Here is an 18,584-nt window from a genome sequence, read left to right as displayed (position 1 = left end):
CGACCAGACTTGACGCGACAAATCGCTGCCATGCTGCACGGGCAGGCGCTCGAAGGTGCGGTATGGACCACACTCGACACGCAGGGTGCCGCCGGCATCAGCGATGCCCGCAGCCGCGCGCCGATGCGCCCGGACCATCGCATGCAGGTCGGCTCCATTGCCAAGACGCTGCTGGCGGCCGGCATCCTGCGCCTGGCCAGCGAGGGGCGCCTGGGCCTGGACATGCCCGTCGCGGCGCTGCTGCCGGCCATGGCGTTCGACAATCCGTGGCACGCCAGCGACCCGGTGCGCATCCGGCACCTGCTCGATCACACCTCCGGGCTGGACGATGTCCATTTCTGGCAAGTTTTTACGATGAAGGCACGGGCCGACGCGCCGCTTGCCGCCACCTTCCCGGCCGGCAGCGGGCTGCTGCGCGTGCGCCATCGGCCCGGCACGCGGCATTCGTATTCGAACATGGGCTACACGCTGCTGGGCATGGTCATCGAAGCGGTCGCCAGGCAGCGCTACGAGCGCTACCTGGACGCCGCCTTGCTGGCGCCGCTGGGCATGCACGACAGCACCTTCGCCTTCGTCGAACAGGCCAGCGACCCGCGGCTGGCGATGGGGCACTTTGAAGACGGCGCCGTGCACCCGGCGGTGCCGTCGTTCGTGCGCCCCGCCGGGCAGTTCACTACGACCGCAGCCGACATGGCCCGCTTCGCGCGCTTTTTGATGAGCGACGGCAGTGCCGGCGGACGGCCCTTCATCGATCCGGCCCTGCTGCGCCGCATGGGCGAGCCCACCGGCACCGAAGCCGCGCGCGCCGGATTGCAGGTGGGCTATGGCCTGGGCCTGCGCAAGTTCGACCGCCACGGCGTCGTTGCGAAGTGCCACGGCGGCAGCACGATCGGCTTCAAGGCGATGCTGTGCCTGTTCCCTGAGGCGCACAAGGCATTCTTCATTGCCTTCAACACCGACAATGAAACGGCCGATTACCAGCGCTTCGATGCGCTGCTGGCGGGCGTGCTGATGCCGGCCATGCCTGCTGCCGCGGCGGGCGAAGCGCCCGCGTTTGATCCGCAACCGTGGGAGGGCGTGTATGTTCCGGCGCCGAACCGTTTCGACACGGTGCGCTTCATCGATACCGTATTCGGTTTCATGCGGCTGCGCGGCGACGGCTCGGCACTGTCGCTGCATCCGTTCCAGGGCCCGGCGGTGACGTTGCAGCACGCCGGCAATGCGCTGTTCCGCGCGCCCGGCAAGGTACTGCCCTCCCATGCGCTGCTGGTCTCGGCCGACGGCAAGCGCATTGTCACCAATGGCACGCAGAGCCATGAACAGGTATCCATGTTGTACCTGTCTTCGCTGTGGCTCAGCGTGGGTGCCGGCTTGCTGGGACTGGCCTGGATCGTGTTGAAAGGTATGGCACGCCTGGCGGCACGGCGGATGTCGCCGAGCGATCCGCTGGCGGCACCGCTGGCCGGCGCGCTGGCGCTGCTCGTGCCGCTCCCGCTGTTCTACCGGCAGTCATTTCTCCAGCTGGGCGACCTGACGGCGGCCAGCGGCCTGCTGGCAATCGTCACCGCCGCACTGCCGGTGACGATGCTGGCCGGCCTGGCGATGGCGCTTCGCAGCACCGGCAGCAGGACCGGCAACCGGATCGATGCGCTGGCCATGGCGGCTGTGCTGCAACTGGCCATCGGGCTGGCGGCGTGGGAATTGCTGCCGCTGCGGCTGTGGGACTAAAGAGCGCCTGACAAAACCGCTCGACATAATGCCGACAGATGAGTGAGCAAGCGAGCGAAAGAACGCCTGATGGATGTCTGCTCGTCGCACTGCAACCCCGATTTGATCCGCTCAGTCGCGCGAAATCCATTGCCTGGACAGCGCGCGACTTCAAGGTTGCATCAAGCCTTGTTGTCCAGTTCAGGGATGCCACTGCTACGATCCGCATACGCGGCCTGGAAGCTCGGACGTTGCTGCCAGCGCTGCCAGTAGGCATCCAGGAACTCGAAACGCTCGTCCAGCGGCGTAGCGTTCACGGGGAACTTCGAGAACGCAATGGCGGTTGCCAGCGTGATGTCGGCGAAAGTAGGCTCGTCGCCCCCCAGCAACCATTCCCGTCCGTCCGAAAGATGTTTGTTGACCAGTGCGGCATGGGCCAGCGCTTCTTTGCGGCAGTGCTCGCCCCAAGCTTCGTTCTTCGTCAGTTCGAGTTTGAAGCCGAGACCGGTATGCAGAACATGGAAGGCCGTGACGATGCGATACAGGATGTGAACCCAGATGCGGTTATCCCACATGTTGTCCAGGCCCTGTTCCAGCGGCGTGTCCCCCATGATCTTGCGGCCGGGGTAGGACTGGTCCAGGTAACGGACGACCGCTGCCGTTTCGGAGATGTAGCTGCCATCAGCGAGCTCGAGGGTCGGTGTCTCGCCCCAGGGATTCATCTTCAGGTGACGCCAGCCACGCTGTTCACCCACTGGCGTCATGTCGTAAACGGTCTCCTGGAACTGATCAGCGATGCCCTTTTCGTGCATGAACAGGCGCAGGCGCTGCGGGTTGGGGAAAGCCGACGGCGAGGTAAAAACGTTCAATTTGCTGGTCATTTTTGAATTCCTTTAAGTAGGTCGAGGTGTAGGCCAAACCGTGTACTGCTGAGTAGCGAGGCCTTGGCGCGTTGTTGCTGAAGCAGTAGACGTACTGTAATGCGTTGTTCTTAGTCGATAAACCATGTGATAATCAATTCATTTATTACAAACGGTAATGAATATGGCAGCAGGCAACGCACTTCAGCTGGGCAGCATTGAACAGTTTTGTAGAGCAGCGGAGACTGGCAGCTTTACCAGTGCTGCCGAGATGCTTGGTTTAACGCCGGCCGCGGTCAGCCGGTCGATCAGCCGGCTCGAGCAGCGCCTTGGTGTACGCCTTTTTTTGAGGACTACCCGCGCCGTCAAGCTGACAGCTGAAGGCGAGCTCTATTGGAAGGAATGCCAGCTCGCACTCGAGCAAATTGTCGAGGCCGAGCGTGCGATTACAGGTGCCCAGACTGTTCCGAGCGGGCCGCTACGCATCAGCGTCAGTGCTGCTTATGGAACGTTTCGGTTGCTGCCTTTGATGCCCAGGTTTACTGAGCTTTATCCGCAGATCGACATCGAGATCAGCATTTCGGACAAGATCATCGACTTTGTCGAAGAAGGCTTCGACCTGGCGATCAGGCTTGGCATTCAACAAGATTCCCGTCTTGTCGCGTTCAAGCTCGAGGACGCTATGCTGGGGGTATTTGGTACCCCGGCATACATTGCAAGGAAAGGCGAACCACGCAGTATTGATGATCTCAGTGAACACGACTGTATCCAGTACATATCGCCGAATACCGGGCGGCCGCTGCAGTGGCTGTTCACCGATGATCAAGGTACTGCAATCGAGAAGCCGATCAGCAGCAGGATGCGTGTACTTAACGATGCGTTAGGGGCTGTCGCCTGGGTCAACGCGGGCGGAGGTCTCTATCAGACATATCGCTTTGCGGTAGGTGACGCTCTGCGGCGTGGCGACCTGGTGGAAGTCCTTGGAAAGTACGGCGGCCGCTCCCGTCCGTTTTCGATCCTCTATCCCCAGAACCGCCACCTGTCGGCGAGAGTGCGTGCATTTGTCGATTTCTTGCGCTCAGCAGTGAAAACGTAAATGCTCTCGACCTGATCAGGACTCCTGTTCGCAAGCGCAGCTACGCGAAGATCGCCCGCAATTCGTCCACCCCAAGCGCCGGCGCCAATCCACCCTCGGCATCCAGCACGGCATTGGCCAGTTCCCCCTTGCGGCGCTGCATCTCCTGGATTTTTTCCTCCACCGTACCGCGCGCGATGAGCTTGTAGACGAATACCGGCTTTTCCTGGCCAATGCGCCAGGCGCGGTCGGTGGCCTGGTTTTCGCTGGCGGGGTTCCACCAGGGGTCGTAGTGGATTACCGTATCGGCCGCGGTGAGATTCAGCCCGACGCCGCCCGCTTTCAGGCTGATCAGGAACACGCCGGCATCGCCCTCCTGGAAGGCGGCGATCGGCGCGGCGCGGTCGACCGTGTCGCCCGTCAGTAACGCAAACTCGACAGCGCGAGCCTGCAGGACTTCCGCGATCAGCGCCAGCATGCTGGTGAACTGCGAGAACACCAGTACCTTGCGCCCTTCGCTCAGCAGCGTGTCCAGCAGTTCCATCAGCGTGTCCAGCTTGGCCGAGCCGGCACCGGCGGTGGCGTGCCCCTTGAGCAGGCGCGGATCGCAGCATGCCTGGCGCAGCTTGAGCAGCGCGTCGAGGATCACGATCTGGCTGCGCGCCAGGCCCTTGCGGTCGATCTCGTCGCGCACCTTGCGGTCCATGGCCACGCGCACCGTTTCGTACAGGTCGCGCTGGGCGCCGCCCAGTTCCACGGGCAGCACGATCTCCGTCTTCGGCGGCAGTTCGGTGGCCACCCGGTCCTTGGTCCGCCGCAGCATGAACGGTTTCACGCGCCGCGCCAGCAGGTCCTTGCGCAGGGCGTCGCCCTGCTGCTCGATCGGCTTGCGGAAATGGGCATTGAAGGCCTTTTCGTCGCCCAGCAGGCCCGGCAGCAGGAAATGGAACTGCGACCACAGTTCGCCCAGGTGATTCTGCACCGGGGTGCCGGTCAGGCACAGGCGATGCCGCGCATCGAGCAGGCGCGCCACCTGGGCGGTGCGGGAACGGCTGTTCTTGATGTACTGCGCTTCATCCAGGATCAGCAGGTGATAGCGCCGCTGGCGCAGCGCATCCTCGTCGCGGCCGAGCAGTGCGTAGGTCGTCAGCACCAGGTCAGTCTGGCCAATTTTGTCGAACAGTGCCGCCCGGTCCTTGCCATGCAGGAGCAGCACGCGCAGGCCCGGTGCGAAGCGCGCAGCCTCGGCCTGCCAGTTGCCCATCAGGCTGGTTGGTGCCACCACCAGCGCCGGCGCATCGAGCCGGCCCGCTTCCTTTTCGGCCAGGATGTGGGCCAGCGTCTGGATCGTCTTGCCGAGCCCCATGTCGTCGGCCAGGATGCCGGCGAAATCGTATTCGCGCAAAAACTGCATCCAGGCCAGGCCATCGTGCTGGTAGGCGCGCAGCGTGGCCCGCAGGCCGGCCGGCGCGGCTACCGGCACGATGCCGGTGAAGCCGTCGAGCTTCCTGCCCAGTTCGCGCAGGCGCTCGCCGCCCAGCCAGCGCAGCTGCGCGGCCCGTTCCAGTTCCGCCAGCCGGGCAGCGTCGGCCACGGGCAGGCGCAGCGTGCGACCCAGGCGCTCGGCGAAATACAGTTCGCCCAGCGTGGCCAGGATCGGCCGTATCCGGCTCCACGGCAGTGCGGCGCGCCGCCCGTCAAGCAGGCTGACGAGGACCTCGCTGCCGTCAGGGCGCGCTGCCAGCGCCGCAGGGGCGAAGTCGTGCGGCGCGTCGCGGATCATTTGCAGCAGCAGCGGCAGCAGCGCGTGGCGCTGGCCGTCGATGACGAAGCCGAGTTCGAGGGCGAACCAGGCATTGACGCCCTCGCCTTCCTCGTCCAGTTCGGCATACCATTCCTGCGGATCGTGGATGTCGAAGTGCATGCCCGCGTCCGACGCGACCTGCCAGCCGGCGGCGCGCAGGCGCGGCACGCCGTGGCGCATGAAGCCGATCCAGTCTTCCGGCGCGGGCAGCCGCATCGCGCCGGGCGGGTCGTCCAGCGCCGATCCGCCCGGCCGGGTGGAAAACCCCAGGCCGGCGAGGATGCCGGCCGCCGCCCGCTCGGCCTCCAGGTCGCGCTCGACCAGCTCGATCGTAGCGCCGCTCATCCGGCGCAATACCGGCGCGGTCACCCCCACGGTGGACATGCCGTCGTAATCGAAGGACAGCGTTGCGTAATCGTCCCATGCCAGTTCGCCGTCAATCTCGGTGGGCAAGGTGTCGAGCAACAGGCAAGGTACCGGCACGATATCGCGGCGCTGGCGCGTTGCCATTTCCAGGGGCGGTGGCAGCACCCGGTCCAGGCCTTGCGCGGCCAGGCGTGCCGCCATGCCGGCACGCTGCTGCGGTGCCAGTGGTGGCGCTCTCGCCACCAGGTCCAGCAAATCGGCAAGCGGCACGGTGGCCACTTCCTGCGGCAGTGCCAGCTCGCCCAGCATGTCGTTGTGCAGGTAGTGCGCCGGCTCGGTAGCCAGCACGTGGCCAACCGGTGTGCCATCGTCGAAGCGCCAGCCCAGCCGGACCTGCTGCCCACCGTTTCCGTCGCCATGCCAGCCGAGCGCAGCATGGCGTGGCGGCCCTGTGCGGACCGGCCGCACCTTGCCGTTCTTGAGCGCGGCGGCCGATTCCGCACACAGCAGGCGGCCTTCCGCACGCAACTGCTCCAGCAGGCGGGTACCGATGCGGCCGGTGGGCCGGGTATCGCCGGCGTACATGCTGCCGGTGCGCAGCGCGGATAGCAGGCGCACCGGCTCTTCGTCGTCCGGCCGCAGATAGCCGGGCCTCATCGACAGCACGCTGTAGAAATCGTTGTGGATGGTCGCGCTGGCGATGCTGCCATCCTTGCGCAGGCGTGCCTTGCACAGGTTCAGGCGCAGCGCGCCATCGCCGCTGTCGGGCATCAGCACATAGGCGAGACGGTACTCCGGGCCGCGCGTCGGTGCCGGCACCGTACCAGCCTGCGCGACGGTCAGCGCCAGCCGTTCCAGCCAGCGTTCGGCCGTGGCCGGCAAGTCCGAGGGTGCGACCACAGGCGCTGCGCCCTGGCGTCCGATGCTGGCCAGCAGCACCGCCACCACGTGCTTGCAGTTGTAGTCCATCGGGCAGGTGCAGTCGCCCTCCACTTGCAGGCCGCGCCGATCTTCATGCAGGTAAATGCTTTGCTCGTACACTGTCCGGCCGCTGCCCTCGACCTCGCCATGCAGGAAGCCATCGTCCCACTCGAAGCTGATGACCTTGCTCCGGCGTACGTAATCCTCGCCGCGGGCAAAGGTGGCGGTATCGAAATGGTGCGCGATCTGATCGATGGAGAAATGCATGACAGAAGGATGGCAGGGCAGATGAATGCACCATTATTGCCGTCGCATTCGCGGCCTTTCAAGCTGACGACTCAGTGATCACTCATGTCCCCGGCTGCACGTAAGGCACCTTGGCAAAGATGCGCCGCTCGGCGCCGCGCGGATCGTCTTCCAGCCGGGGCGGCACGTCGAAGATCATGGTTTGACGCCGCGCCATGTCGTAAGGTTCCCAGCGCGGAATCAATTTACTGTTGGGATCTCCGCGGCGTGCGAACGCGATGAATGCTTCGCTCATCATGTCGGCCATCGGCTGCGCCTGCGGGCCGATGGCGGTGGCGCCCGGCTTGGCGATATTGTCGAACACCAGCTGGATGTCGGACGCGTGCGGCGCGCCGAACCTGCCGCCATCCTTCGGTGTCGCCCAGTCGAGCTGGTACACGAAAGCCGGGCTGCCGGATTTCGCCCGTTCTTCCGCTTCGATGATGGCGCCGCGCCAGGAGCGCGACGCGGTGGTGATCCTGAACAGCAGGTCGCCGGGCGACAGCGCCGGGTACAGCTTGCGGTAGGCGGCGATCACTGATTCCGGCTGGATGTCGACACGCATGTTCGGCACCAGTTTCGCGGGGAGCTGGTCCCACGTCAGGGTGAAATTGGCCGGATCGCCGCCCAGGAAGGCGCGCGTTTCGTCGTGCGTATTGCCGATCATCATCGGGATGCGGGCCGATTGCGGGGGCGCGTCGGGATAGAACGGGTGGCGCAGCAGGTTGCGTTCGTCCAGCACCGGCGCGAACGAGATGCCGCCGAACGGCAGCACCGGATCGCGCGTGCCCAGTACCTCGACGATCCTTTGGTACGGCAGCGTGCGGATCTCGTCGATCCGGGCGGCCGGCAGCTTCAGCGCGTCGAGCAGTGCCTGGGCGCGCAGCGCGGCGTTGAGCGGGCCGCTGGCGGTCACCTGCTGGCCGCTCATCGTGGCGGCGCGACGGAACAGGCCGGCCGCGGCGGGCATCGCCATCAGCGTGGCGATCTTGGCGCCGCCGCCGGACTGGCCGAACACGGTGACGTTGTCCGGATCGCCGCCGAATGCGGCGATATTGTCGCGCACCCACTGCAGTGCCAGTACCAGGTCGAGCTGGCCGGCATTGCCCGAATCGGCATAGCGTTCATCGCCATGGCGCGCCAGGTACAGGTAGCCGAACGCGTTCAGCCGGTGATTGACGGTGACCACCACCACGTCGCCGCGCCGGCACAGCCGCACGCCGTCGTACAGCGGGCTGGAGCCGGAGCCGTTGTTGTAGGCGCCGCCATGGATATAGAACATGACCGGCCGCTTGGCGCCGTCGTGCAGGCCGGGCGTGTACACGTTCAGGAACAGGCAGTCTTCGCCCGTCGCTTCCGCGCGGTCCGACTGCGGCGCGGATGCGCCATGCGTGACGGCGTCGCGGACACCGCTCCAGGGCTGCGGCGGCAGCGGTCCCATGAAGCGCCGCGCCGCGGTGTCGGCGCCATAGCGCACGCCCTTGAAGACGTGGACGCCGTTGTCGCGGTACCCGCGCACCTGGCCGTGGCGGGTCGTGGCGACCGGCGATTCGCCCGCGGCGGTGGCATGGGCTGCAAGGCCGCTCAGGCTGGCCGCGGCAACGATGGACTGCTTCAGGAAGGTTCGGCGTATCGGGTCGGTCATGGCGAAGTGGTTGTCCGGTTGGTCCGGCCACAAGCTTAGCCCAACAGTATCCGGCCAGGCCCCCTTACTCCTGCCGAAAATGAAAAACGCCACGTGACGTGGCGTTTTTCATTGCGCGGCACAGTAGCCGCATCAGAAAATCAGGTAGATCAGCACCAGTACCACGGCAGGAACGCCCAGCAGCCATGCCAGCAGATATTTACCCATGATCCTTCTCCTCTCGATGTGGTAACGATATGGCTCCATGATGCCGCCACGCGGCAGCATCGTCGGTACGCTGGTGCACGGTATACGGATGAAACTGTCGCGCAGACTTGACGGTTGCCGGGCGGCCTCGTCCGATAGCCTGCATCAACGGACAATTCCCCTCATTCACACCTCTTCTTTCACCAACTGTCACAATTTCGCCACCATTTTTGCGTATCTGCGCTGAATGGCGGGAGTGGCTTGCTTTTGGAAACCGCTGTGCTAACGTGACTTGGCTTGTGCCGCGTCATCTCATCCCTTCTCTTCTCGTCTTCTCTCTTCCAAGGAGCTGCCATGAATGGTTTGCGTTGCCTGTCCGGATGTGCACTGCTGGTTTCGCTGGCCGCCAGCGCGGCGCCGCAAGTGGAGGTGATCGCCAACGGTCTCAGCAATCCGCGCGGCCTTGCCTTCGCGCCGGACGGGGCGCTGTACGTGACCGAGGCGGGCAAGGGAGGCAATGGCGCATGCGCCGTGCTGGGCGACGGTCAAAACGCCTGCTATGGCGAAACGGGCGCCGTGCTGCGTATCGACATCGCCGGTGTAAAAGCACCGGTTTACGTGCTGCGCAACCTGCCGTCGCTGGCACCGGAAGGCGGCTTCGGCGCGAACGGCCCGCAAGCGGTGGCGTTTGCCGCCGATGGCACCGGCAAGGTGGCCATGGGCCTGGGTTCCCAGCGCGCCACCCGCGAAGGACTGGGCCGTTATTCGCACCTGTTCGGGCAGTTGATCGCGCTGCCGAAAGCAAAGGGTACGGTACGGTTCGGGCCCGACAAGACGCCGGGTGCCGGCCCCGCACCGTTCCCCGGCGCCGCGGCGAATGACAAGGCGCGGATCGATATTGCCGCCTATGAAGACCAGCACGATCCGGCAGGCGACGGTTCCGACAGCAACCCGGTCGGCCTGCTGGCGCTGCCGGGGCAGTGGCTGGCCGTGGATGCGGGCGCCAACGCATTGTTCCGCTTCGGCAGCGACCGGCAGATTTCGACGCTCGCCACGTTCGGCCCGCGCGATGTGCCCGCGCCGCCCTTCCTCGGCCTGCCGCCCGGCGCCACGATCCCGATGCAGGCCGTGCCCACGTCGGTGGCCCAGGGGCCGGACGGTGCGCTGTACGTCGGCCAGCTGACCGGATTCCCGTTCCCGGCCGGCGCCGCCAATGTGTACCGCGTGCCCGCCGGGGGCGGTGAACCGGAGGTCTACGCCAGCGGCCTGACGAACATTACCGGCCTGGCCTTCGATGCCGCCGGCCGGCTCCACGTGCTGCAGATCGGCGACGGCTTCGCGGGTCCCGGCGGGCCGCCGCTGCTGGCGCCGGGCCGGCTGATCCGCGTGGAAGCGGACGGCACCCGCACCGTGGTCTACGACCAGCTGTATTACCCGTACGGGCTGGCGATCGGGCCGGATGGCGCAGCCTACGTGACCAACAACGGCATCGTGCCGGGCCCGGTGCCGGGGGCGTTTCCCGATGGCGGGCAGGTGCTGCGCATTCCGCTCGATTGAGCGAGCCGGTCCGGGACGGGCGGTGCGCCACGGACCGCTGTACTGGCGTGACTGCCGATACAACGTTGATGGGCTGACAAGCGGCTGATATCCTGAAGGATCCCCCATCGCAAGGAGTCCATCATGAATGAAACCGTCAGCGTTCCCCATATCGTTCCGCTGAGCGAGATCCTCCCCGACGAACCTCTTTTGATGATGGGCGCGGGCCCGGTGCCGATCCCGCAAAGCGTAGCGTCGGCGAACTCGATCGTCATCAACCACCTGGGCGAGACGATGAACCGGGTGATTGCCCAGGTCAAGGAGATGGGCCGCTACGTGTTCCAGACGAATTCGCGCTACGTGCTCGGCGTCGGCGGTCCGGGGTCCGCGGCGATGGAAATGGCGGTGGCGAACCTGGTGCATCCGGGCGACAAGGTGCTGTGCATCTGCAACGGCTACTTCAGCCGCCGCCTGGCCGAGATGGTCGCCCGGGTACGGGGCGAGGCCACGCTGCTCGAAGTGGGCGCCAACGAAGGCGTCAGCGTGGAAGCCGTCGAGCGGGCACTGCGCAGCAAGCGCTATGACGCCATCACGCTGGTGCAGGGCGAAACGTCGAACACGGTCTGCAACCGCGAGCTGGCCGCCATCGGGCACCTGGCCCGCGAGCATGGCGCGCTCGTCATCGTCGACGCGGTCTGCACGCTCAGCACGATGCCGCTGGAGATGGACAACTGGCAGATCGACGCCGTCATCACCGGCGGGCAGAAAGGCCTGTCGTCGATCCCGGGCGTGTCGCTGCTGGCGTTTTCCGAACGGGCCTGGGCCAAGAAGATCGCCACGCGCACCGACCTGCCCTTCCACTGGGTGCTGGATGCGGGCCTGGCGGACAAGTTCTGGAACCAGAAGTCATATCACTACACGGCCCCGGTATCGGGCATTCTCGCCTTGCACGAGGCGCTGCGGCTGATCTGCGGCGAAACGCTGCCGAAGCGTTTCGAGCGCCACCTGCATTGCTCGGAGGCGCTGCAGGCAGGCATCGAAGGCATGGGCCTGCAATTGCTGGTAACGAGGGAACACCGGCTCAACTCCGTCGTCGGCATCGTGGTGCCGGACAGCGTGCCGGCGCCGGACGTGCTGGCGCACATGTCGCGCGTGCACCGCGTGGAAATTTCCGGCGCGTTCGGCCTGAACATCGTGCGCATCGGCCAGATGGGCGAGCAAAGCCGCGAGCATCACCTGTTCCGCACGCTGCATGCGCTGGGTTCCAGCATGAAAGCCCTCGGCGCCAGCCTCGACCTGCCGGCCGGCATGGCCGAACTGGAGCGCTCGCTGTCCCATTGAGCGCGGGGGTATCAGGGCGATTTAAGTTTTAAGGTTTCATTAAGCCTTATGATGGACCCATCGACATCAGCGAGAAAGATGGGAAGTGACGCCACTGTACAAGTTCGCGGCAGCCAGCCTGCTGGCTGCCTTCCTGCCGCTGGCGCAGGCCGCCGGGCCCGTCGTCGTGACCGATCACGTGCGCAGCGAACTGCTCGTGCATGCGCCGGACGGCGTGCAGGCCGGCAAGACGCTGTGGCTGGGCCTGGCCATCGACCACCAGCCCCACTGGCACACGTACTGGAAAAATCCCGGCGATTCCGGGCTGGCCACCACGCTGGCCTGGAAGCTGCCGGCCGGTTTCAAGGCCGGCGACATCGCCTGGCCCACGCCGAAAAAACTGCCGCTCGGCCCGCTGACCAACTACGGCTACGAAAACAAGCTGTTGCTGCCGGTACCAGTGCAGGTGCCGGCCGGCTTCTCCGGCGGTGAACTGAAGATCGGCCTGCATGCCGAATGGCTGGTGTGCAAGGAGGTCTGCCTGCCCGAATCCGGCGACTTCGAACTGACCGTGCCGGCCAACGCAACGGTTGCAGGCCACCGCGCCCTGTTCGACGCCACGCGTGCCGCCACGCCGGCCGCGCTGGAAGGCGCCAGCGCCACCGCGCGCGTGGAAGGCAATGCGCTGGCGATCGACGTGCGCGGCCTGCCGGCGGCGCCGCCGGGCGAGGTGCAGTACTTTGCCGAAGACATCGGCGTCATCGATTACGCCGCCAAGGTGGAGCAGCAGTGGGCCGACGGCACCCTGCGCCTGAAGGTGCCGCTGTCGCCGCAGCGCAGCGAAAGCCCGGCGGTCCTGAACGCCGTGCTGGTGGCGCCCGGGCAGCCGGCCGGCTGGACCGTGTCGATTCCCGTCGAAGGGGCCTGGCCCGCGCTCGGCAGTGCCAGCCCGGCACCGGCCGCCATGCCTGCCGCGCCCGCCGCGTCCATCCTGCCCGCCGCACCGCCGGCCGCGGGTACGTCGTTCATGCTGTCGCTGCTGTTCGCCTTCCTCGGCGGCGCGCTGCTGAACCTGATGCCGTGCGTATTCCCCGTGCTGTCGCTGAAGATCTTCAGCCTGGTGCAGCACAGGGAAGAGCGGGCCAGGGCGGTGGCCGGCGGCGCCGCCTACACGGCCGGCGTGGTGCTGTCGTTCGTCGCGCTGGCGGGGCTGCTGCTGGCGCTGCGCGCCGGTGGTGCCGAGCTGGGCTGGGGCTTCCAGTTGCAGTCGCCGCTGTTCGTGGCGGGGCTGGCGGCGCTGTTCACCCTGATCGGCCTGAACCTGGCCGGCGTGTTCGAATTCGGCGGCGTGCTGCCCGGCGCGCTGGCCGGCTACCGGGCCAAAAATCCGCTGGTCGACGATGCGCTCAGCGGTGCGCTGGCCGTGGCCGTCGCATCGCCGTGCACCGCGCCGTTCATGGGCGCCGCGCTGGGCGTGGCATTGACGGAACCGGCGCCGCAGGCGCTGGCCATCTTCGCCGTGCTCGGGCTCGGCATGGCCGCGCCCTACCTTGCCGTGGCGCTGGTGCCGGCGCTGGGCCGTCTGCTGCCCCGCCCGGGCGCCTGGATGGTGCGCTTCAAGGTGCTGATGGCCTTCCCGATGTTCGCCACCGTCGTGTGGCTGCTGTGGGTGCTGGGCCAGCAGACCAGCATCGACGCGATGGCGGGCGTGGCCGGCGTGCTCGTCGCGCTGGCGTTCGCCTGCTGGGCGCTCGGCACGCCCGCGCAGTCGCGCCGCACCCGTGTCGCGTTCGCCGCGGCCGGGCTGGTGGTGCTGGCCGGGGCCGTGCACCTCGCATGGCCGCTGCTGAAGGCGGAGCCGGCGCAGGTGCAGGCAACCGCTTCCGGGCAATGGGCGCCGTGGTCGGTGGAGGCCGTCGGCCAGGCGCGCGCCGCCGGCAAGCCCGTGTTCATCGATTTCACGGCGGCCTGGTGCATCACCTGCCAGTTCAACAAGCGCACCGTGCTGAGCGATGCGCAGTTGCTGAAGGATTTCGGCACGAAGAACGTGGTGCTGCTGCGCGCGGACTGGACGCGCCGCGACCCGGCCATCACCCAGCAGCTGGCGCAGCTGGGGCGCAGCGGCGTGCCCGTGTATGTATTGTTTGGACCGAACGACAGCCAGCCGCCGCAAGTGCTGTCCGAGGTGCTGACCGTGGAGCAGGTGCGGACCGCCCTGGGCAAGATCTGACCTGCGTTTTGTAAGTGTGATCGACCTGAACGAGGAAACTCCGATGAAGAAGATGACGACAGCAGCAATCCTGATCGCCGGCCTGGCGGCCAGCAGCCTCGCCGCGGCGCAGGCGACCGTCGGCCAGGCGGCGCCCGCCTTTGCCGGCGTCGATACGGCCGGCAAGCCGGTCTCGCTGGACAGCTACAAGGGCAAGTACGTGGTGCTGGAATGGGTCAACCCCGATTGCCCGTTCGTCAAGAAACACTATGACAGCGGCAACATGCCGGCCACGCAGAAGCACGCGGCATCGAAAGATGTGGTCTGGCTGTCCGTCAGCACGAGCGGCAACGCGACGAAGGATCCGAAAGTGGCCAGCTCGCTGAACAGCTGGACGAAGGAAAAGAAAGCCACGCCGACTGCGCTGGTGCTCGACGACGGCAAGATCGGCCATGCCTACGGCGCCAGGACCACGCCGCACATGTACCTGATCGACCCGGCCGGCAAGATCGTCTACGCCGGCGCGATCGACAGCAAGCCCAGCTCCAACGCCGCCGACATCGCCGGTTCCACCAACTACGTGATCCAGGCCATCGACGAAGTCAAGGCCGGCAAGGCCATCAGCAAGCCCGTCACGCAGCCGTATGGCTGCTCGGTGAAGTACGCCAGCTGATCTTTATCCACCGAGTCCGGGTCCTCGTGCCCTCGTGCCTGAGCCCGTGTCCTCGTGCCTGAGCCCGTGTCCTCGTGCCTGAGCCCGTGTCCTCGTGCCTGAGCCCGTGTCCTCGTGCCTGAGCCCGTGTCCTCGTGCCTGGCACCGAGACACGAGCTCAGGCCGTGGTTTCGTGCCTGGGTCCGTGTCCTCGTGCCTGGCACCGAGACACGAGCTCAGGCGATGGTTTCGTGCCTGAGTCCGTGTCCTCGTGCCTGGCACCGGGACACGAGCTCAGCCAGTGGTTCCGTGCCTGAGCCCGTGTCATCGTGCCTGGCACCGGGACACGAGCTCAGGCGGTGGTTTCGTGCCTGAGCCTGTGTCATCGTGCCTGGCACCGGGACACGAGCTCAGCAAGTGCTTCCATGCCTGAGCCCGTGTCATCGTGCCTGGCAGCCGGAGCATGCTCCGGCAACACGAGCTCAGGCGGTGGTTCCGTGCCTGAGCCCGTGTCATCGTGCCTGGCACCGGGACACGAGCTGAACCATTGCCGCCAGGGCAAAAACTGGCATCCCACCCCAAGCTCGTGCATAATACCGACCTGTCCTATATCTTATATAAGACTTGATTGAAGGCTAGCCTGCCTGCCCCGTCTTCCGGCATAGCGAAACAGCGATCATCCGGACCCCTGCCCCGGGGCGACTGGGTTATGATTTGGCGCTGTTTCAGGAGTCTGCACAGCGCCGCCGGAGCGTCTCGGTAATGAAGGATGTTGCGTTGACGCGCGACCAGGCAGGCGATTTTCAGTATCAGGAACCCCACGAATTCCGAGGAATATGCGCATGAGCAATGATCCGACCATTATCTACACGTTGACCGACGAGGCGCCGCTGCTGGCGACCCACGCATTCCTGCCGGTCGTCAGGACTTTCACCAAGCCCGCCGGCATCCGCGTCGACGAGGCCGATATTTCCGTGGCCGCGCGTATCCTCGCGAACTTCCCGGAATACCTGACCGAAGAGCAGCGCGTGCCCGACGTGCTGAGCGAGCTGGGCAAGAAAACCCTGGAGCCGGACGCGAACATCATCAAGCTGCCGAACATCAGTGCTTCCGTGGCGCAGCTGCAGGCCGCCATCAAGGAACTGCAGGGCAAGGGATACAAGCTGCCCGACTACCCGTCCGATCCGAAGACCGACGAAGAAAAATCCATCAAGGCGCGCTACGGCAAGTGCATCGGCTCCGCCGTGAACCCGGTGCTGCGCGAAGGTAACTCCGACCGCCGCGCGCCGCGCGCCGTGAAGGAATATGCGCGCAAGAACCCGCACTCGATGGCCGAGTGGTCGCAGGCATCGCGCACCCACGTGTCGCACATGACGCACGGCGACTTCTACCACGGCGAAAAGTCGATGACGCTGGACCGCGCCCGCGAAGTGAAGATGGAACTGATCACCAAGTCCGGCCAGACCATCGTGCTGAAGCCGAAGGTCGCGCTGCAGGAAGGCGAGATCATCGATTCGATGTTCATGAGCCGCAAGGCGCTGCTGGAGTTCTACGAAAAGCAGATCGAGGATGCCAAGAACACCGGCGTGATGTTCTCGCTGCACGTGAAGGCCACGATGATGAAGGTGTCGCACCCGATCGTGTTCGGCCACTGCGTGCGCATGTTCTACAAGGAAGCGTTCGAGAAGCACGGCGCGCTGTTCGACAGCCTGGGCATCAACGTCAACAACGGCATGGCCGACCTGTACAACAAGATCGCCACGCTGCCGGCCTCGCAGCGCGAAGAAGTCGAGCGTGACCTGCACGCCTGCCAGGAAAACCGCCCGGCGCTGGCCATGGTCGACTCGGCCAAGGGCATCACCAATTTCCATTCGCCGAACGACGTGATCGTCGACGCGTCGATGCCGGCAATGATCCGCGCCGGCGGCAAGATGTACGGCGCCGACGGCCGCCTGAAGGAAGTGAAGGCGGTGATCCCGGAATCCACCTTCGCCCGCATCTACCAGGAGATCATCAACTTCTGCAAATGGCACGGCGCCTTCGATCCGCGCACGATGGGCACGGTGCCCAACGTGGGCCTGATGGCCCAGCAGGCCGAGGAATACGGTTCGCACGACAAGACGTTCGAAGTGCCGGAAGCCGGCGTGGCGAACATCACCGACCTGGCGACGGGCGAAGTGCTGCTGACCCAGAACGTCGAGCAGGGCGACATCTGGCGCATGTGCCAGGTGAAGGACGCGCCGATCCGCGACTGGGTCAAGCTGGCCGTCACCCGCGCGCGCAACTCCGGCATGCCGGCCGTGTTCTGGCTGGATCCGTACCGTCCGCACGAAAATGAACTGATCAAGAAGGTCAACACGTACCTGAAGGATCACGACACCACCGGCCTGCACATCGAGATCATGTCGCAGGTGCGTGCGATGCGCTACACGCTGGAACGCGTGATCCGTGGCCTGGACACGATCTCCGTCACCGGCAACATCCTGCGCGACTACCTGACCGACCTGTTCCCGATCATGGAACTGGGCACGTCGGCGAAGATGCTGTCGATCGTGCCGCTGATGGCCGGCGGCGGCATGTACGAAACGGGCGCCGGCGGTTCGGCACCGAAGCACGTGCAGCAGCTGACCGAGGAAAACCACCTGCGCTGGGATTCGCTGGGCGAGTTCCTGGCCCTGGCGGTGAGCCTGGAAGACCTGGGCATCAAGACGGGCAGCGCCAAGGCGAAACTGCTGGCCAAGACGCTGGACGCGGCCACCGGCAAGCTGCTGGACAACCGCAAGTCGCCGTCGCCGAAGACCGGTGAGCTGGACAACCGCGGCTCGCAGTTCTACCTGTCGCTGTACTGGGCACAGGAACTGGCGAACCAGACGGACGATGCGGAACTGGCCGCCAAGTTCGCGCCGCTGGCCAAGTCGCTGGCCGAGAACGAGCAGAAGATCGTCGCCGAACTGCTCGAAGTGCAGGGCAAGCCGGCCGACATCGGCGGCTACTACCAGCCGGACAGCGCCAAGGTGAAAGCCGTGATGCGTCCGAGCGCCACGTTCAACGCTGCGCTGGAAGCACTGGGCGCCTGATAGCCTTCAGCGGGACATGAAAACGGCCGGTTGCGCGAGCAACCGGCCGTTTTTGCTTTTCCAGCCGGTGCCCGCACTCAGGTAAGAGCGCCGCCGTCGACGGTGAGGAAGGTGCCGGTGATCTGCTTCGCCGCGGGGCTGGCCAGGAAAGCCACGGCCGCCGCCACGTCTTCCGGTTCGCCGTAGCGGCCGAGCGGCATCAGCGAGCGCTGGTAAGCTGCGAAGTCGCCGTCCGCGGGATTCATGTCCGTGTTGGTGGAGCCCGGCTGGACAAGGTTGACGGTGATGTCGCGGGCGCCCAGTTCGCGGGCCAGGCCACGGGTAAAGGAGTGCAGCGCGGACTTGGTCATGAAATACACCGTCGCGCCCTCGCCCACGATGCGCTCGGCGCCGGCGGAACCGATGGTGATGACGCGGCCGCCCGCCTTCAGGTAAGGAATCGCTGCCTGCGCCGTGAGGATCGGCCCGCGCACGTTCACGTCCAGCAGCGCATCGATCGTGTCGACACCGATCTCGGCGATCGGGGCATACAGGGCGATGCCCGCATTGATGACCAGGATATCCAGGCCGCCCAGCGCTTCGGCCGCCGCGTCGACCGAGCGCCTGATCGCTGCCGGATCCGCGCTGTCGGCCTGGATGGCCAGTGCCTTGCGCCCCTCGCCTTCGATGCCGCGTACGACCTCGGCGGCGCGCTCCGCCGACCGCTCGTAGGTGATCGCCACATCCGCACCCTTGGCCGCCAGCGCCAGTGCGATCGCCGCGCCGATGCCCCGTGATCCGCCCGTTACCAGGGCGCGTTTGCCATGCAGTTCGCTCATGATTCATCTTTATGTAGTGGTTGATACAGAAATAGTATGCCCAGGGTCGAGTGCTGTCAACGATTTTTGTATCGATCGATATGATATTGGGCGTACGATTGGCCGCCGGCGTGCGGGGACGTA

The 18,584-nt window shown here is 65.8% G+C and carries 11 protein-coding genes; 7 read left to right on the top strand and 4 right to left on the bottom strand.

Annotated features, from left to right (window positions below; genetic code table 11):
• Window positions 1-9 precede the first annotated feature (9 nt).
• Complete coding sequence (locus FHS02_RS15875; protein ID WP_175424878.1) at window positions 10-1,728, top strand: serine hydrolase domain-containing protein; 1,719 nt, start codon at window positions 10-12, stop codon at window positions 1,726-1,728.
• Window positions 1,729-1,889: 161 nt separating this feature from the next.
• On the opposite strand, the gene FHS02_RS15870 is transcribed toward FHS02_RS15875, so the two are convergent.
• Window positions 1,890-2,588 carry a glutathione S-transferase family protein gene (locus tag FHS02_RS15870; protein WP_137315434.1) on the bottom strand — a complete coding sequence of 233 codons (699 nt, stop codon included), beginning with the start codon at window positions 2,586-2,588 and terminating at the stop codon, window positions 1,890-1,892.
• A gap of 163 nt (window positions 2,589-2,751) precedes the next feature.
• Between FHS02_RS15870 and FHS02_RS15865 the strand changes: the two genes are divergently transcribed.
• A complete protein-coding gene (locus FHS02_RS15865) occupies window positions 2,752-3,663 on the top strand; it encodes a LysR family transcriptional regulator (protein ID WP_137317587.1) in 912 nt (303 codons plus the stop codon).
• A gap of 40 nt (window positions 3,664-3,703) precedes the next feature.
• Here FHS02_RS15865 and FHS02_RS15860 read toward each other — a convergent pair whose 3' ends face one another.
• Complete coding sequence (locus FHS02_RS15860) at window positions 3,704-7,000, bottom strand: DEAD/DEAH box helicase (RefSeq protein WP_137315433.1); 3,297 nt, start codon at window positions 6,998-7,000, stop codon at window positions 3,704-3,706.
• 82 nt (window positions 7,001-7,082) lie between these two features.
• The gene (locus FHS02_RS15855) at window positions 7,083-8,663 is read right to left on the bottom strand and encodes a carboxylesterase/lipase family protein (RefSeq protein ID WP_137315432.1); all 1,581 of its coding nucleotides are present in this window, start codon (window positions 8,661-8,663) and stop codon (window positions 7,083-7,085) included.
• Between the two features lie 609 nt (window positions 8,664-9,272).
• On the opposite strand from FHS02_RS15855, the gene FHS02_RS15845 reads away from it, so the two are divergent.
• The 5 genes from FHS02_RS15845 (at window position 9,273) to FHS02_RS15825 (ending at window position 17,643) form a co-directional block, all read left to right on the top strand.
• Window positions 9,273-10,406, top strand: coding sequence for a ScyD/ScyE family protein (locus tag FHS02_RS15845; protein ID WP_371861484.1), 1,134 nt, complete (start codon window positions 9,273-9,275; stop codon window positions 10,404-10,406).
• Window positions 10,407-10,529: 123 nt separating this feature from the next.
• The gene (locus FHS02_RS15840; RefSeq protein WP_137315430.1) at window positions 10,530-11,726 is read left to right on the top strand and encodes a pyridoxal-phosphate-dependent aminotransferase family protein; all 1,197 of its coding nucleotides are present in this window, start codon (window positions 10,530-10,532) and stop codon (window positions 11,724-11,726) included.
• Window positions 11,727-11,811: 85 nt separating this feature from the next.
• Window positions 11,812-13,935, top strand: coding sequence for a protein-disulfide reductase DsbD family protein (locus FHS02_RS15835; RefSeq protein ID WP_137315429.1), 2,124 nt, complete (start codon window positions 11,812-11,814; stop codon window positions 13,933-13,935).
• Between the two features lie 43 nt (window positions 13,936-13,978).
• Window positions 13,979-14,587 (top strand): redoxin domain-containing protein, encoded by a 609-nt coding sequence (locus tag FHS02_RS15830; protein ID WP_137315428.1) that lies wholly within the window; start codon window positions 13,979-13,981, stop codon window positions 14,585-14,587.
• A gap of 821 nt (window positions 14,588-15,408) precedes the next feature.
• On the top strand, window positions 15,409-17,643 hold the full coding sequence (locus FHS02_RS15825) for an NADP-dependent isocitrate dehydrogenase (RefSeq protein ID WP_137315427.1): 2,235 nt from the start codon (window positions 15,409-15,411) through the stop codon (window positions 17,641-17,643).
• A gap of 77 nt (window positions 17,644-17,720) precedes the next feature.
• Here the strand turns inward: FHS02_RS15825 and FHS02_RS15820 are convergent, their stop codons facing one another.
• Window positions 17,721-18,461: an SDR family NAD(P)-dependent oxidoreductase gene (locus FHS02_RS15820; RefSeq protein ID WP_137315426.1), complete on the bottom strand. Its 741-nt coding sequence runs from the start codon at window positions 18,459-18,461 to the stop codon at window positions 17,721-17,723.
• Between the last annotated feature and the right edge of the window lie 123 nt (window positions 18,462-18,584).

Source organism: Pseudoduganella umbonata (assembly GCF_014192225.1).
In the GTDB taxonomy this organism is placed as follows: Bacteria; Pseudomonadota; Gammaproteobacteria; order Burkholderiales; family Burkholderiaceae_D; genus Rugamonas; species Rugamonas umbonata.
This window is presented reverse-complemented; position numbering and strand designations above follow the sequence as displayed.

Bases quoted from the DNA above. Each gene is read 5' to 3' on its own strand.
- FHS02_RS15830 (WP_137315428.1), top strand. From the start codon at position 13,979: ATGAAGAAGATGACGACAGCAGCAATCCTGATCGCCGGCCTGGCGGCC.
- FHS02_RS15870 (WP_137315434.1), bottom strand. From the start codon at position 2,588: ATGACCAGCAAATTGAACGTTTTTACCTCGCCGTCGGCTTTCCCCAAC.
- FHS02_RS15865 (WP_137317587.1), top strand. From the start codon at position 2,752: ATGGCAGCAGGCAACGCACTTCAGCTGGGCAGCATTGAACAGTTTTGT.
- FHS02_RS15820 (WP_137315426.1), bottom strand. From the start codon at position 18,461: ATGAGCGAACTGCATGGCAAACGCGCCCTGGTAACGGGCGGATCACGG.
- FHS02_RS15825 (WP_137315427.1), top strand. From the start codon at position 15,409: ATGAGCAATGATCCGACCATTATCTACACGTTGACCGACGAGGCGCCG.
- FHS02_RS15840 (WP_137315430.1), top strand. From the start codon at position 10,530: ATGAATGAAACCGTCAGCGTTCCCCATATCGTTCCGCTGAGCGAGATC.
- FHS02_RS15860 (WP_137315433.1), bottom strand. From the start codon at position 7,000: ATGCATTTCTCCATCGATCAGATCGCGCACCATTTCGATACCGCCACC.
- FHS02_RS15855 (WP_137315432.1), bottom strand. From the start codon at position 8,663: ATGACCGACCCGATACGCCGAACCTTCCTGAAGCAGTCCATCGTTGCC.